Below are 15,611 nucleotides of genomic sequence, written 5' to 3'. Positions count from 1 at the left end.
TTGGGCAGGACCGTCATGCCGAGGATGAGAAGGTACTCTCCAGGCGCCTCGCCCTTGCGGCCGATCGTGCGCACGAAGCGCCCGTCGGCGTCATAGGCGCGGAGGGTTTCGAGCTGGTCGTCGGCCACGTAGATCGAGCCCGCGGGGCCAACGGTCAGATACGAGATGCGACCGAAGATCGTCTCCTCGGGCCCATCGTAACTTCCGATCCGCAGGTCCTCCACCAAGCGGACGTCGCCCCAGGGGCCCGCGGCGGGCGTTTCGGTGGCGCCCGCGGGAGGGCTGATGAACAGCAAGGTCAGTAAGATCGGTGCCTCACGGCAACCCTGAGCACAAGGCCACATGACGTCGCTAGAGGTAGCGCTCCCGCACCACCTTCATATGATGCAGCTCGTGCCCGGCGATGATGTAGGGCAGGGTGCGCACGGTGAATTCGCAGTCACTCGCCGTGCCGCGGCGCAGCCACATGTCTCCCTCCACGCTCTGGAACAGCGACAGCGTGGCGGCGCGGATGCTGCCGAACTCGGCAGCGACGCTGCGCAGGGTGCGGCGCTGCACATTGGACGCGGCGACGTAATCGTCCTGCTCCATGGAAGGAAGCGGGGTGCGGTCGTTGCGCGCGAAGGCCAGAGCGCGGTAGGAGAAGACGCGCTCCGTGTCGCAGAGATGGCCGATCACCTGCTTGATGCTCCACTTGCCAGGGGCGTAGCTGAAGTTGCCCTTCTCCTCCCCGAGCTGTTCGAGGAGTTGCAGCGTTTGCCGATTCTGGGACGCCAAGATCTCCAGAATGTCGCCCTCGGGCAGCGCTCCGATGTATTTCCCGTAGTAGGGTGCGTATTCCGTAGCTTCCGGCCGCGCCAGCATGCGCGCCTCCTTTCTTCGACGTTTCCTGCGCTCTAGGTGCACCGGCCCCCATGGGCTATCAGCAAGGAGCTCTGGTGGCCCGCGGGATCCAAGGAGTCTATCCCTTTCGGCCTTCTCCACGCAGAGTCACCCAGGGTGGACAGCAAGCCCATAAGCCATTGTAGTTATTGTAAATAAATATGGATAGGAGGGTAGACTTTTGGGCCGTAAAAGAGTACTAATAAGTAGGCATTCAATGCGAGAGGTCGGGGGGCGATGAAGCTCACGTCCCAGGAAGAATACGGGCTCCGGTGCATCCTGAGCCTAGCGCGGCAAGAGAAACTCGCGGCTCTCGGGGGCGGCCTCGGCCGGCCGTCCTCCACCATCGCCCAGATCGCCGAACGAGAGGGGCTGTCGACGGAGTACGTCGGCAAGCTGATGGGCGTGTTGACGCGGGCAGGATTGGTGGAGAGCGTTCGCGGCCGGAATGGCGGCTACCGGTTGGCGCGACCGCCGGCGGAAGTCTGCGTTTCCGAAGCGCTCGCGGCGCTCGGCGGCAAGCTGTACCGGCCGGCGGAGACGTGTGATCGCTTCAGCGGCGAGCTCAGCTTCTGCGTCCACTCGCCGACCTGCTCTATCCGCTCGTTGTGGTCGGGGTTACAGCTGATGATCGACTACATGCTGTCCCGGACCACACTCGAGGACTTGGTGTCCACGAGCGAGAGCACCATGGGCGACTGGATGCGAGCGAAATTCGAGGCGCTCGCCAAGCTGGTGGGCCCAGACCTGCCGGCGTCGGCTCGAAGCCCGGGATACGTGAACCTGGTCACCCCGGGTGTCGAGCGCTAGCCGAAGCAAGGAAAGGCGAGGAGCGAATGTCCACCGAAGCAATTCGCAGGGTGACCGAGAGCGAGTACAAGTACGGCTTCACCACCGAGATCGAGTCCGATACGGTGCCCCCTGGCCTCGACGAGGACATCGTCCGTCTCATCTCGGGCAAGAAGGGCGAGCCCGAGTTCATGCGCGAGTGGCGGCTGAAGGCCCTGCGGCACTGGACCACGCTCGAGGAGCCGCACTGGGCCAACGTGCGGTACGGGCCCATCGACTACCAGAAGATCGTCTACTACGCCGCGCCCAAGCAGAAGCCGCAGCTGCAAAGCCTGGACGAGGTGGACCCGGAACTGCGGGAGACCTTCAGCAAGCTCGGCATCTCGCTGGAAGAGCAGAAGCGGCTGACCGGGGTGGCGGTGGACGCCGTCTTCGACAGCGTCTCCGTGGCCACGACCTACAAGAAGCGGCTCGGCGAATTGGGCATCGTCTTCTGCTCCTTTTCCGAGGCGGTGCGCGAGCACCCCGAGTTGGTGCGCAAGTACCTGGGGTCGGTGGTGCCGCACACGGACAACTTCTTCGCGGCGTTGAACGCCGCCGTCTTCACCGACGGCTCCTTCGTCTACGTGCCGAAGGGCGTGCGCTGCCCCATGGAGCTGTCCACCTACTTCCGCATCAACGCCGCCGACACCGGGCAGTTCGAGCGCACCCTCATCATCGCCGACGCCGGCAGCTACGTGAGCTATCTGGAAGGGTGCACGGCGCCCCAGCGCGACACCAACCAGCTGCACGCGGCGGTGGTGGAGCTGATCGCCCTGGACGACGCGCAGATCAAGTACTCCACGGTGCAGAACTGGTACCCCGGGGACAAGGATGGCAAGGGCGGCATCTACAACTTCGTCACCAAGCGCGGCGCCTGCCGCGGCCGCAACTCCAAGATTTCCTGGACCCAGGTGGAGACGGGATCGGCCATCACCTGGAAGTACCCGAGCTGCATCCTGCAGGGCGAGAACTCCGTGGGAGAGTTCTACTCCGTGGCGGTGACCAACAACTACCAGCAGGCCGATACGGGTACGAAGATGATCCACATCGGCAAGAACACGCGCAGCACCATCATCTCCAAGGGCATCTCGGCGGGACACGGACAGAACAGCTACCGCGGCCTGGTGAAGATCCTGAAGGGGGCGGAGAACGCACGCAACTACTCGCAGTGCGATTCCATGCTCATGAGCGACAAGTGCGGCGCCCACACCTTCCCCTACATCGAGGTGAAGAACCCCACGGCGCGGTTGGAGCACGAGGCTTCCACCTCGAAGATCGGGGAGGACCAGATCTACTACTGCAAGCAGCGCGGCCTCTCCGAGGAGGACGCGGTGAACCTGATCGTGAACGGCTTCTGCAAGGAGGTCTTCCGCGAGCTGCCCATGGAGTTCGCGGTGGAAGCGCAAAAGCTCCTGAGCGTGAGCCTGGAGAACGCCGTTGGCTGAGGGGCAAGGAAGGCTGAGGCGCAAGGAAGGAACGGGCATGCGGAAACCACTGCTGCACATCCGCGGTCTCAACGTCGAGGCCGGCGGCAATCCCATCCTGACCGGCATCGACCTGGACCTGTACCCGGGCGAGGTGCACGCGGTCATGGGGCCCAACGGCTCGGGGAAGAGCACCTTGGCCCACGTCCTGGCCGGGCGCGACGGGTACGTCGTCACCGCCGGAGAAGTGCTCTACGACGGCAAGCCCTTGCTCGATCTGGAACCGGAGATGCGCGCCCGCAACGGCTTGTTCCTCGCCTTCCAGTATCCGGTCGAGATCCCCGGGGTCAACAACACCTACTTCCTCAAGGCCGCAGTCAACGCGGTGCGCAAGCATCGCGGCCTCCCCGAGCTGGACGCCATGGACTTCCTGGCGCTGGTGCGGGAGAAGATGAAGCTGCTCGAGGCTGACGATACCCTCCTCGGCCGCCCGGTGAACGAAGGCTTCTCCGGGGGCGAGAAGAAACGCAACGAAATCCTACAAATGGCCGTGCTCGAGCCACGGCTGGCGATCCTGGACGAGACCGATTCGGGTCTGGACATCGACGCCCTGCGGATCGTGGCCCGGGGGATCGACTCCATGCGCAGCCCCGAGCGCACCATCCTGGTGGTGACGCACTACCAGCGGCTGCTCAACTACATCGTTCCCGACTACGTGCACGTCCTCTCCAAGGGCCGCATCGTGAAGTCCGGCGGCAAGGACCTGGCCCTCGAGCTCGAGGAGAAAGGCTACTCCTGGGTCGACGAAGCAGTCACCGAGGGGGCTTAGTGGCAGCAAAGGACGGGAGAGGGGCGATGCTCGGAACGAGCGAGGCACTGGACGCTATCACGGCGCGCTTCGCCGCGATCGAGCGCCTGACGGCGGCGAACGGCAGCTCCTGGTTCGAGCCGCGCCGGCGCCAGGCCATGGAGCGCTTCGTGGCCCTGGGCTGGCCGACACCGCGGCAAGAGGCCTGGCGTTACTTCGACCTGACGCCGCTGCGGCGCACGGCCTTCCACTACGTCCGGGACACGGAGCGCAGCCACATCGGGCACGAGGCGCTCGCGCCCTTCCAGGTGCACTGTCTCCCGGGGGCGCAGCTGGTGTTCGTGGACGGCTATTTCGAGCCCGCCCTGTCCACGGCCCGGAACGTGCCGGCAGGCGTCGTGGCCGGGGACCTGGCGTCGGCGCTGGGCGCGCGCCGCCCGCTCCTGGAAGCCCATCTGGCGCAGCACGCCGCCTTCGAGTCCCAGCCCTTCGTGGCGCTCAACACGGCGCTGCTCCACGATGGCGCCTGCGTGGTCCTGCCCCGGGGCGTCGCCATGCGCGATCCGATCCACCTGCTCTGGCTCTCCACCGCGTCGCAGGGGCCGATCGTGTCGCACCCGCGCACCATCTTGATCCTGGAGCCGCAAGCCGAGCTGACCTTGGTGGAGGATTACGTTTCCCTGGGGACGGAGTCCCACTTCACCAACCCGGTCACGGAGATCGTCCTGGGTGACGGGGCCGTGCTCGACTACTACAAGCTGCAGCGCGAGAGCCGGAGCGCCTACCATGTCGGCGCCATCGAGGTGCACCAGTCTCGGGACAGCAGCTTCCATTCCACCTCCATCGCCTTCGGTGGCAGCCGGACGCGCAACGACCTGCGTTGCCTCCTGGACGGCGAAGGGGCCAGCTGCAGGCTGCACGGCCTCAACGTCATCGCCGATGCGCAGCTCGTCGACGACCACACCAGCATCGTGCATGCGCGGCCACACTGCACCAGCCACGAGATCTACAAGACGATCCTGGACGGCGCCGCCCAAGGGGTGTTCAACGGCGCGGTGTTCGTGGCCAAGGACGCGCAGAAGACGAATTCCCGTCAGGAGAACCGCAACCTGGTGCTCTCCAAGGAAGCGCTGATGAACACCAAGCCGGAGCTGCAGATCCACGCCGACGACGTCAAGTGCAGCCATGGCGCCACGGTGGGCGAGCTGGAAGCGGACGCGCTCTTCTACCTGCGGGCCCGCGGCATCGACACCAAGACGGCCCGGCGCATCCTGACCTACGCCTTCGCCAACGACGTGCTGGAACGGATCCGCCTGGAGCCGCTGCGCAAGACCGTGGAGTCCGATCTCTTCCACTTCATCCCCGTGGGGCAGGAAGCCGATGCCCCCTGCTGAAAGTGCTGGAGCCATGTCGACGAAGCTACAGACCGCGTACGACGTGAACCGGATCCGCGCCGATTTCCCCATCCTGCAGCTGCAGGTGCGCGGCAAGCCGCTGGTCTATCTGGACAACGCCGCGACTACGCAGAAGCCGCGGTCCGTCATCGAAGCGCTGAGCCGCTACTACAGCGAGGGCAACGCCAACATCCACCGCGGCGTGCACTTCTTGAGCGAGCACGCCACCGCGGCCTACGAGGCGGTGCGGGCCCAGGCGGCCGGCTTCCTGGGGGCCGCAGACCCGGCGGAGATCATCTTCGTCCGCGGTACCACGGAAGCCATCAACTTGGTGGCGCAAGCCTACGGGCGGACGACCTTCGCGCGCGGCGACGAGATCGTCGTCACCACCATGGAGCACCACTCGAACATCGTGCCCTGGCAGCTCCTCTGCGAACAGACGGGCGCGGTGCTGCGCGTCGCCCCCATCGACGACCAGGGCGAGGTCCTCCTGGAGGAGTACGCCAAGCTCCTCGGGCCGCGCACGCGTCTCGTGGCGGTGGCGCACGTCTCCAACGCCCTCGGCACGATCAACCCGGTGCGCGAGATGACCACCCTCGCCAAGCGCCACGGCGCCATCGTGCTCGTCGATGGCGCCCAGGCGGCGGCGCACCTGAAGATCGAGGTGCGTGCCTTGGGCTGCGACTTCTACACCCTCTCGGGGCACAAGATGTTCGGCCCCACCGGCATCGGTTGCCTGTGGGGGCGGCGGGCGTTGCTGGAGGCCATGCCGCCCTACCAGGGCGGCGGCGACATGATCGCCTCGGTGAGCTTCGAGAAGACGACGTTCAACCACCTGCCGCACAAGTTCGAGGCCGGGACTCCCCACATCGCCGGCGTCATCGGTCTCGGAGCAGCGATGTCGTACTTGCAGAATGTCGGCCTGGAGGCGATCGGGGCCCATGAGGAGGACCTGCGTCAGTACGCCATGGAACGCCTGGGCAGCATCCGCGGCTTGCGCTTCATCGGCACCGCACGGCACAAGGCAGCGGTCGTCGGCTTCACGCTGGAAGGCGTGCATCCCCACGACGTGGGCACGATCCTCGATCAGGAGGGGGTGGCAGTGCGCGCCGGACACCACTGCGCCCAGCCGCTGATGGAGCGTTTCGGTGTGCCCGCCACGGTGCGGGCCTCCTTTGCCCTGTACAACACCCGTGCCGAGGTGGACGCGCTCGCCCGCGCCTTGCACCAGGTGCAGGAGATCTTCCATTGCTAGGGCAGAGGCGGCGGCAAGGGCCGGACCCCAGGGCGGCAGTTCGGAGAGGACGATGCTCGTGAACGCCGATCTGCGCGATCTCTACCAGGAAGTGGTCCTCGATCACGGGCGGCGCCCGCGCAACTTCCGGAGCATGGAGGGAGCGAGCGCGCAGTCTGTGGGCTTCAATCCGCTCTGCGGCGACAAGCTCACCCTGTTCCTGCACTGCGAAGGGGACATCGTGCGCGATGTCAGCTTCCAGGGCAGCGGCTGCGCCATCTCGACGGCGTCGGCGTCGCTGCTCACCGAAACGGTGAAGGGCAAGCCGCGGCACGAGGTGGAGGCACTGCTCGCCGCCTTCATCGAGATGCTGACGGGCACCGAAAAGTCGGACCCGACGCGGCTGGGGAAACTGGCGGTGTTCTCCGGGGTCAAGGACTTCCCGGTCCGCGTCAAGTGCGCCACCCTCGCCTGGCGCACCCTGGAAGCGGCGCTCGACGGCGGCGCCGGCGAGGTCAGCACGGAGTGAGGGCGGCGGCGCGCCGCCAACGGACGGAGAACAGCATGGAAAGCGCACCCAAGGACCCGGTGGAGCGGGCGACGGAGCCCGGGGCTGCCGGCGGCGCCGACCTGCAGGCGCTGCGGGAGCAGATCATCGCGATCTTGCAGACGGTCTTCGACCCGGAGATCCCGGTGAACATCTACGAGCTCGGCATGGTCTACGACATCGCCGTCGACGCAGGCGGCCATGCGGTGGTGACCATGACCCTCACCTCCCCCATGTGCCCGGTCGCCGGCAGCCTTCCCGGCGAGGTGGAAACCAAGATCGCCAGCATCGAAGGCCTCGCCTCGGCGCGCGTCAACCTGGTCTGGGAACCGCCGTGGACGCCGGAGCGCATGACCGAGGCCGCCAAACTGCAGCTCGGGATGATGTAAACTGCACCTCCCGACCCAGGAGGTGGAGCATGAACACGCCGAGTCGCTGGACTTATCCCGGCGTCGCCCTTTCCTTGTTCCTCGCCTCGTTCTCCCTCGATGCCATCGTGGTCGCGGCCGATCCCGCGGCGTCTCCGGCGGAGGAGAACCCCGCCATGCCGGGCTTCCAGAAGGACGCCTCGGATGCCCGCGCCATGGAGATCGCCGACGAAGTGATGCGCGCCATGGGCGGGCGTCCGGCCTGGGACAACACCCACTACGTGCGCTGGCTCTTCTTCGGCCGGCGCATGCACTATTGGAACAAGTGGACCGGTGACGTGCGCATCGAAGCGGGTGACAAGCTCGTGCTCATGAACATCCAGACCCGCAAGGGCCGGGTCTGGGAGAAGGGCGTCGAGGTCACGCAACCGGAGTCTCTGCAGACGCGCCTGGAGAAAGGCTTCGCCTGGTGGACCAACGATTCGTACTGGGTCTTCATGCCGTACAAGCTCAAGGACTCGGGGGTGCGCCTGCGCTATCTCGGCGAGCGCGCCATGCAGGACGGCAAGCCGGCCGACGTTCTCGAGCTCACCTTCACCGGCGTCGGCCTGACGCCGGAGAACAAGTACGACATCTTCGTGGACAAGCAGACGCGGCTCGTGAGCGAGTGGTCCTACTACGAGAAGGCGGGCGATGGGGAACCGAAATTCACCATGCCCTGGAAGGCATGGCGGAAGGTCGGAGACATCATGCTGGCCGGTGATCACGGCCGGAGCGAGCCCGACTGGAAGCTGGCGGCGTTCAGCACCTTGCCCGCCAGCGTCTTCACCAGCCCCGATTCGGTGAAAGTGCAATAGGTGGACGCGGAGGGCACGCAGACAGGGTCGCAGGGCACGGTGCGGCCGGGCGCCGGGGGCACGGACCCACCCGTGCACATGACGCCCGAGGAGTTCCGCCTGCAAGGACGCGCCGTCGTCGATTGGGTCGCCGACTACTTCGAGCGCGTCGCCGCTTATCCGGCGCTCTCCCGGGCGGCTCCGGGAGAGATCCGCGCCGGTCTGCCGGCGGCGCCCCCGGAGCACGGCGAGGCCTTTGCGAACATCCTGGCCGATGTGGAGACGAAGATCCTTCCCGGCATCACCCACTGGCAGTCGCCGAGTTTCTTCGCCTTCTTCCCCGCCAACGTCTCCGGCCCCGCCATTCTCGGCGAGCTGCTGGCCTCCGGGCTCGGCGTGCAGGGAATGCTGTGGGCCACGAGTCCGGCCTGTACGGAGTTGGAGACCCATGTCCTCGACTGGGTCGTGGACATGCTCGGCTTGCCGCCGCGCTTCAAGTCCAGCGGCTCCGGCGGCGGCGTGATCCAGGACACGGCCTCGAGCGCCACGCTCTGCGCCTTGCTCGCCGCCCGGGAGCGCGCCACCGGCGGCGAGAGCAACCGGCGCGGCGGCGATGGCCGTCTGGTGGCCTATGCCTCCACGCAGGCGCATTCGTCGGTAGAGAAGGCGGCGCGCATCGCCGGCCTGGGAAGCGAGAAGCTGCGGCTGGTGGAAGTGGACGAGCGCTTCGCTCTGCGGCCGGAGGCGCTGGAGCGGCGCGTCGCCGCCGACCGTGCCCTGGGTCTCGTGCCTTTCTTCGTCTGCGCCACCGTGGGGACGACCTCCTCCAACGCCATCGACCCGGTGCAGGCGATCGGCCGTCTCTGCGCCCGCGAGGGCCTGTGGCTGCACGTGGACGCGGCGATGTCGGGGACGGCGGCGCTCTGTCCCGAGTTCCGCGGCATCCACGCCGGTCTCGAGCACGCCGACAGCTACTGCTTCAATCCGCACAAATGGATGCTGACCAACTTCGACTGCGATTGCTTCTACGTCGCGGACCGCGCCAGCCTGATCGGGGCTCTCGGCATCCTGCCGGAGTATCTGCGCAACCAGGCCACCGCCTCCGGACAGGTCATCGACTACCGCGACTGGCACGTGCCGCTCGGGCGGCGCTTCCGGGCCCTCAAGCTCTGGTTCGTGATCCGCTGGTACGGCGTCGAGGGGTTGCGCCGGCACGTGCGGCACACCGTGCATCTGGCGCAGGAATTCGCGCGCTGGGTGGCTGCGGACCCGCGTTTCGAGTGCGTCGTCCCGCCGCCGCTCAACCTGGTGTGCTTCCGCCTGCGCAGTAGCGATGCGGTCAACCAGGAGCTGCTCGAGCGCTTGAACCGGAGCGGGGAGCTCTACCTCACCCACACCCGCCTCGACGACCGCACGGTGCTCCGCTTCTGTGTCGGCCAGCCGCAGACGGAAGAGCGCCACGTGCGTGAGGCCTGGCAGCGCATCCAGGAAGAAGCGGCCCTCGTGCAACCCTCCTGCTGAGGGGAGTCATGGCGGAAGGCAAAGCGGCAAAGCGCCCGAAGCCGAAGCTTCGCTCCAGGCGAACGAGGGCGCCGCGAGCTCCGGAGGGCGGCGAGGCGTGGATCGCCGCCTGGCGCACGAACCACCGCGTCACCACCTATCTCATCGAGAATCTCCCGCCCGAGTTGTGGTCGAAGACCGTTCCCGGCGCTCCGCGCCGCACGGTGCGGATGATCGCGGCCCACATCCACAATGCCCGCTGCATGTGGATCAAGATGCTGGGCGCGCGCCATGGGGTGGTGGTACCCAGGAACGTGGATGGACGCCGGGTTCGGCCGGCGGAGTTGACTCGGGCGCTCGCCCGCAGCAGTGAAGGCTTCATCGACTTGATCCGACTCGGCATGGCGCGGGGTGGCGCGGTTCCCCCGGCCGCGTGGCAGAACTTTCCGACCGATCTCGCACACTTCCTCACCTACTTCGTGGCCCACGAGGCGCACCACCGTGGGCAGCTGTGCCTGCTGGCACGGCAATGGGGGCACCGCCTGCCCGTAGCGGTCACGGCCGGGCTCTGGCAGTGGAAGAAGCGAGCCCGCGAATGAAGGGAGCGAGCGGATTCGTCCCGCCCGCGCTGCGTGGGTGTCAAGGTGACGGGGCGCCGAGCCGAGGCGGCGACGATGGAGCTCCGGGCGGCGCCGCTCTGGATCCTGCTTCCGGCTCGGCCTCCAAGCTCTGTCGCAGCGGTGCGGGCAATCCCGGTTGCTGCAGCGTCCTCGTGACGAGTGCCCTGGCCTCGGCATCCCGTCCCATCCGGGTGTAGATCTCGCGCAGCAAGAGCACGGCGTCACCATACAATGGCGCGCGCTGCAGCAGCTTCTCCAGGACCTGGACGGCTTCCTGCGTCGCGCCGGCGCGCCAGGCGTAGAACCCCTGGGTGTAGGCATAACGCGGCTCGGCGGGGCGCTGCGCCGCCGCTTGCCGGCAGAGCGCGGCGGCTTCCGCCGGCTGCGCCTCACCCACCAGCACCGCCAGGTTGTAGGCCGCAGGCGCCAGGCTCGAATCGGCGCGCAGCGCGGCACGCAAGGCCGTCTTCGCTTCCTCCGGCTTGCCGCGCTCCGCCTGCAACAGACCCAGGTCGAAAGCGACTTCGGCGAAGTCGGGATGAGCGCGGTGCACACTCTCCAGGAGCAGCACTGCCTCCTCGTTGCGTCCCTGTCGGTTGAGGAGAAGCGCCAGATTGACGGCGGCGAGATAGAACTGCTCGTCGATGGCCAAAGCGCGCCGGTACTGCTTCTCCGCCTCCTCGAGCTTCCCTTGAGCCACCGCCAGGTTCGCCAGGTTGTAGGGCCCGGACGGCATGTCGGCGAGATAGTTCTGCGCGGCGACGTATTCGTCGAGGGCGCCCGTCTGCGCCTGGAGGTCGTCGGCCACGAGCGTTCCCGGCGGCAGCTCGGCCAAGCGCGCTGCTGCCTCCATGCGCACGCCGCGCACGGGGTCGCGCAGCAGCGGCACCAGGGCGCGGGCGAAGCGTGCCGGCTCGCTCGCCGCGAACCGGTTGGCGGCAGTGCGCCGGACGAGGGCGTCGGCGTCCCGCAGCGCCGCCGTGAGCGTGGCGCTGACGACGGTGTCCGCGGCGCTCGCCAGCAAGTCGAGCGCCGTGGCGCGGACGATGGCAGGGTGCAGGCGGTCGCGAGCGAGGGCGGCGAGCGCGCCCGCGGCGGCGGTGGGATTCGCCTGCCCGGCGGCGAGGATGGTGCCGTAGTGCGGCTTGCGCGTCTTCCCGTACCACTCGTCGTACTTCTCGAGCATCCAACTCTGCGTCTTGTCGGCGTGGCAGCCGGCGCAGGCGTTGGGGGTGCCAAGGCTCGCTGAGAGATCAGGCCGCGGCACGCGCATGCTGTGATCCCGGCGGAAGTGCACGCCCATGTAGGTCTGCCCGGGCATGTGACAGGAGGTGCATTGCGCCCCGGGATGGGTCGCGCCGTCTCGTGGGCTCGGATGGAAGTGATGGCTCGGGCTGTCGTAGGTATCGGCCCGGTGGCAGCGGGCGCAGAGCTCGTTGCCCTGCGCCAGGGTCTTGCCCGTGTGCGCATCGTGGCAGTCGGTGCACTGGACCCCGCTCGCGTACATCTTGCTCTGCAGGAAGGAATGGACCTCGTAGTCCTCTTCCAGGATCTGGCCGTCGGGATGGAAGACGCCCGGCGAGAGTAGCGTCGGGTAGAAGAGATCGAGGGGGTCCTCGCCGGGGCGCACCATGTCCTTCCACTGGGAGCGCCGCGTGTGGCACGGGGCGCAGAGGTTCACGAGCTCGCGGTGGCCGAGGCCCGAGGTGCGCGTCACCAGGGCGGCATCGGCGGCGACCGGGCGCGCTGCGGGCGGTTTCTCCGCCCAGGCGACGTGCAACGACGCCGGGCCATGACAGGCCTCGCAACCCACCATCATCTCCGACCAAGTAGTGCGAAACGTCGCGGTCTCCGGATCGTAGCGTTTCTGCACGCCGGTGGAGTGGCACTCGACGCACATCGTGTTCCAGCTCTGGCCGGGGCGCGTCCAGTGCAGCCAATCCGAGGTCGCCACGTCTTGATGCGGCAGAGCGAACCAGCGCCGGCGCTCGGTGTCCCAGGCGACGAGCAGGCACTGCAAGCGTCCGCCGGGAAATGGCACCAGGTATTGTTGCAAGGGCTCGACGCCGAAAGTGTAGGTCACTTCGTAATCTTGCGTGGCGCCGTCGGGCCCTTCGGTGCGGACGTGGAACTTGTCGCCCTGGCGGGAGAAGCGCGTCGTCTTGCCGCCGGCGCTGAACTCGGCGTTGGCGAAATCGCCGCGCACCGTGCTGTCCGCCGCGGCTTGCATGGCGAGTCCGTGGTGCGAGTGGCGCCAGGCCGCGAACTGCGGGGCGTGGCAAGCGGCGCAACGGTTGCTGCCCACGAACTGCGGGGTCGATGCGGTGGCCGGGGACCGGTGCGAGCGCAGCGTCCGCACACCGAGATGCAGTGGAACCGAGAGAAGGAGCCCGACGAACACCCAGAATCCGGCGCGCACCCAGCGACTCCAAGGACCGCCGTTCCTGGGAGGCTGGATTCCACGATCCTGCATGCAGTGGACTCGTTTGCTCAGAGTGGGACCGTCGGCGCTTCCAGAGCGGCCCCATTATAGCTTGAGCTCTCCCGCTTCGTGCCGCAGCAGCCAGCGCTTGCGCTCCATGCCACCGCCGTAGCCGGTGAGAGAACCGTTGGCGCCGACGGCACGGTGACAGGGGATGACGACGGCGATCGGATTGCTGCCGCACGCGGCACCGGCGGCCCGGGCGGCGCCGGGGCTGCCGGCGCGGCGGGCGAGATCGCCGTAGGAGATCACCGCTCCCGGTTTCACCTGCCGCAGCACTTGCCAGACGCGCCGCTGGAACTCCGTCCCGTCGGCCTCCACGACGATGTCGTCCAGGGCTTTGATGTCACCGTCGAAGTAGGCGCGCAGACGCCGCACCACGGGGTGCGAGGCGGCGAGAAGTGGCGTCGCGGCGGAAGCGGTCCTCGGTGCGGCGCGCTGGGCGGACTTGGGGAGCGCACCACCGCCGCGGCGGTCGACGAACTCCAGGGCGCAGAGCGTGTCGCCCCGCGCCAGGAGACGCAACTTGCCGATGGGGCTGTCCAGTTCAGTGCTTCGCGTCTGCATGCGTCGATCCTCCGTTCCAGAGTGTCATGGCCGCGTAGGCCCGCCAGGGGCGCCAGGATTCGGCGGCAGCTTCGACGTGCCGCGGGGTGGCGAGCCGGCCGGCGCTGCCGAGAGCGCGTCGTAGCCCCAGGTCCCCGGCGGGGAAAGCGTCCGGTTCACCGAGAGCACGCAGGGCCACGGTGTGTGCCGTCCACGGCCCCACGCCCGGTAGGGCGCAAAGGGATTCGACGAACGCAGACAGCGATGCCGGCTGGAAGGAGATGCGTCCGTCGGCGACGGCGCGGGCGAAGCGCACCAAGGTCTCGCCACGCGCCCGCGGGCAGCCGAATCCCGCCGGATCGGCGGCGGCGAGTCGCTGCGGGCTCGGGAAGACGAAGCGGATTTCTTCCATGCCGCTCTGGTCGAGGCTCAACGGTTCCCCGTGGCGCTCGGCCAGACGGGCGACGAGTCGGGTGGCGGCAGCGACGCTCACCTGCTGTCCCAGGATGGCCCGCACCGCTGCCTCGAAGGGGTCGCCGCTGCCTGGGAGGCGCACTCCCGGGCGGCGGCGCAAGCGCGGCGCCAGACGCGGGTCGCGCCGCAGATGGCGGGCGATCGCTTCGGGATCCGCGTCGAGATCGAAGAGACGCCGCAAGCGTTCCACCACTTGCAGGAGGAGCGTCGCGTCGGCGAGGCGGATGCGGGCGAGAAGATGGTGTTCCCCCCGCACCGGTTCGATCTGCACCAGCGCCTGCTGCTCGCCGATCCTGAGGCTGCGCCGGTACCTGCCGTGCGCTGCCGCTTCGAGCCCCGGGACCGCCCGGGCGGACAAGAAGCGCAGCACGCCGTCCCAGTCGAAGGGCGGGCGGAAAGGGAGGCGGAGCGTGAGGTCGGAGCTCGAGTCCCGGGGCGACAGGGCGCTGCGGCGCCGCAGCGCCCGCGGCGGCTGGCGATAGGCTTGGCGGAAGGCGGTGTGGAAGCGCCGGAGGCTGCGGAAGCCGGCGGCGGCCGCGACCGTGCCCACGGGGAGGCGCGTTTCGTCGATCAACTTCTTGGCGAAGGCGAGCCGGCGCGTTTGCCCCAGGGTGCGCGGCGTCGTGCCCAGGTGGCGGAGGAACAGACGCCGCAGATGGCGTTCCCCGACACCGAGACGCGCTGCCAGAGCGCCGACGGCTTCGCTGTCGAGAGCGCCGTCGGCGATCAGCCGCAGGGCCCGGGACACCGTGGTCGTCGTGCCCAGCCAGGGTGTCGAGCCCGGCGACGTCTCCGGCCGGCAGCGCAAGCAAGGCCGGAAGCCGGCTTCTTGGGCGGCAGCGGCGTAGGCGTAGAAGCGGACGTTCTCCCGCTTCGGCGTCCGCGCCGGGCAGACGGGCCGGCAATAGATCCCGGTGGACAGCACTGCGGTGAAGAAGCGCCCGTCGAAGCGGGCGTCCCGGGTGCGCAGCGCCTGATAGCATGCAGCGTCGTCGAGGTTTCTCGGCTCCGTGGTCTCCATGCGAGAGTTGTACCCCATCGCCGGCCCCAGAATGCGCCGTTTTCGGACCTGGACAGGCGGGGCCGTGTCACCAGCGACGGGTGCTGTCCCCCGCGGCCGGACGGGCACCCACGGTCCACGCCGCCTTGGCGAAGGCGTCGAGGAGCATCGTCACCTCGGCCTGCGCTTCGGAGCCGTAATCGCGCAAGATCTTCATCTGCTCCATGGCGGCTTGCAGGTGCGCCTCTGCCAGGTACTCCCGGGCTTGCGGGAACTCGGGCTTCATCTCTAGCACCTTGGCGTAGTTGGTGAAGGCATCGTCCAGTTGCCCGTTCTTGCGTTGCGTGAAGGCGAGCATGTTCAGAATATCCGGGTCCTTTTTCTTCGCCTGATGGGCGCGCTCGAAGAGCGAGAGAGCACCTTTCCAATCCTTGGCCTCCACTTTCTTCAAGCCTTCCTCGTAGAGCTGGATCGCCGGATCGGTGGACGCCTCGGGGGTCTGGGACTTGGACCCCGAACCGGCAGCGAAAGCGCCGGCGGCGAAGAGGAGGAGAAAGAGGGCGGGGATTCCGAAACGACGAGACGCGTTCATGACGTGCTCCCAGTCTAGGTGAAGAGCGAGGACTTTCTGGGCGGCGCCTGGCCCAGCGAGCAGTCTAACACCG

The 15,611-nt window shown here is 67.9% G+C and carries 16 protein-coding genes; 10 read left to right on the top strand and 6 right to left on the bottom strand.

Annotated features, from left to right (window positions below; translation table 11 throughout):
• Together VFE28_02480 and VFE28_02475 are read right to left on the bottom strand one after the other, a co-directional pair.
• Window positions 1–224 (bottom strand): 6-bladed beta-propeller (locus VFE28_02480; protein ID HZM14845.1); only part of this gene is annotated, 224 nt, incomplete at its 3' end.
• A 127-nt stretch (window positions 225–351) separates the two neighbouring features.
• On the bottom strand, window positions 352–864 hold the full coding sequence (locus tag VFE28_02475) for a DinB family protein (protein ID HZM14844.1): 513 nt from the start codon (window positions 862–864) through the stop codon (window positions 352–354).
• 255 nt (window positions 865–1,119) lie between these two features.
• On the opposite strand from VFE28_02475, the gene VFE28_02470 reads away from it, so the two are divergent.
• From VFE28_02470 to VFE28_02425, 10 genes are all read left to right on the top strand, one after another.
• Complete coding sequence (locus VFE28_02470; GenBank protein ID HZM14843.1) at window positions 1,120–1,692, top strand: Rrf2 family transcriptional regulator; 573 nt, start codon at window positions 1,120–1,122, stop codon at window positions 1,690–1,692.
• Between the two features lie 26 nt (window positions 1,693–1,718).
• On the top strand, window positions 1,719–3,158 hold the full coding sequence (sufB, locus tag VFE28_02465) for a Fe-S cluster assembly protein SufB (GenBank protein ID HZM14842.1): 1,440 nt from the start codon (window positions 1,719–1,721) through the stop codon (window positions 3,156–3,158).
• Between the two features lie 37 nt (window positions 3,159–3,195).
• Window positions 3,196–3,966 (top strand): Fe-S cluster assembly ATPase SufC, encoded by a 771-nt coding sequence (gene sufC / locus VFE28_02460; GenBank protein ID HZM14841.1) that lies wholly within the window; start codon window positions 3,196–3,198, stop codon window positions 3,964–3,966.
• Window positions 3,967–3,992: 26 nt separating this feature from the next.
• Window positions 3,993–5,339, top strand: coding sequence for a Fe-S cluster assembly protein SufD (gene sufD, locus VFE28_02455; protein HZM14840.1), 1,347 nt, complete (start codon window positions 3,993–3,995; stop codon window positions 5,337–5,339).
• 13 nt (window positions 5,340–5,352) lie between these two features.
• Window positions 5,353–6,594 (top strand): cysteine desulfurase, encoded by a 1,242-nt coding sequence (locus VFE28_02450; protein HZM14839.1) that lies wholly within the window; start codon window positions 5,353–5,355, stop codon window positions 6,592–6,594.
• 58 nt (window positions 6,595–6,652) lie between these two features.
• A complete protein-coding gene (locus tag VFE28_02445; protein ID HZM14838.1) occupies window positions 6,653–7,102 on the top strand; it encodes an SUF system NifU family Fe-S cluster assembly protein in 450 nt (149 codons plus the stop codon).
• Window positions 7,103–7,137: 35 nt separating this feature from the next.
• Window positions 7,138–7,509 carry a DUF59 domain-containing protein gene (locus VFE28_02440; GenBank protein ID HZM14837.1) on the top strand — a complete coding sequence of 124 codons (372 nt, stop codon included), beginning with the start codon at window positions 7,138–7,140 and terminating at the stop codon, window positions 7,507–7,509.
• Between the two features lie 29 nt (window positions 7,510–7,538).
• Complete coding sequence (locus VFE28_02435; protein HZM14836.1) at window positions 7,539–8,345, top strand: hypothetical protein; 807 nt, start codon at window positions 7,539–7,541, stop codon at window positions 8,343–8,345.
• Between the two features lie 78 nt (window positions 8,346–8,423).
• The gene (locus tag VFE28_02430) at window positions 8,424–9,845 is read left to right on the top strand and encodes a pyridoxal-dependent decarboxylase (protein ID HZM14835.1); all 1,422 of its coding nucleotides are present in this window, start codon (window positions 8,424–8,426) and stop codon (window positions 9,843–9,845) included.
• Between the two features lie 8 nt (window positions 9,846–9,853).
• Entirely contained in the window at window positions 9,854–10,423 is a 570-nt protein-coding gene (locus tag VFE28_02425; GenBank protein ID HZM14834.1) for a DinB family protein, read from the top strand.
• A gap of 40 nt (window positions 10,424–10,463) precedes the next feature.
• On the opposite strand, the gene VFE28_02420 is transcribed toward VFE28_02425, so the two are convergent.
• The 4 genes from VFE28_02420 to VFE28_02405 all read right to left on the bottom strand — a co-directional run bounded on the left by VFE28_02420 (window position 10,464) and on the right by VFE28_02405 (window position 15,538).
• Entirely contained in the window at window positions 10,464–12,863 is a 2,400-nt protein-coding gene (locus tag VFE28_02420; GenBank protein ID HZM14833.1) for a tetratricopeptide repeat protein, read from the bottom strand.
• 108 nt (window positions 12,864–12,971) lie between these two features.
• Window positions 12,972–13,493 (bottom strand): methylated-DNA--[protein]-cysteine S-methyltransferase, encoded by a 522-nt coding sequence (locus tag VFE28_02415; protein HZM14832.1) that lies wholly within the window; start codon window positions 13,491–13,493, stop codon window positions 12,972–12,974.
• Window positions 13,474–14,985, bottom strand: coding sequence for an AlkA N-terminal domain-containing protein (locus VFE28_02410; protein ID HZM14831.1), 1,512 nt, complete (start codon window positions 14,983–14,985; stop codon window positions 13,474–13,476). Before VFE28_02410 ends, VFE28_02415 begins: the two co-directional genes overlap by 20 nt.
• Before the next feature lie 49 nt (window positions 14,986–15,034).
• Complete coding sequence (locus VFE28_02405) at window positions 15,035–15,538, bottom strand: tetratricopeptide repeat protein (protein HZM14830.1); 504 nt, start codon at window positions 15,536–15,538, stop codon at window positions 15,035–15,037.
• Window positions 15,539–15,611 lie beyond the last annotated feature (73 nt).

The organism is Candidatus Krumholzibacteriia bacterium, from assembly GCA_035649275.1.
Classification (GTDB): Bacteria; Krumholzibacteriota; Krumholzibacteriia.
This window is presented reverse-complemented; position numbering and strand designations above follow the sequence as displayed.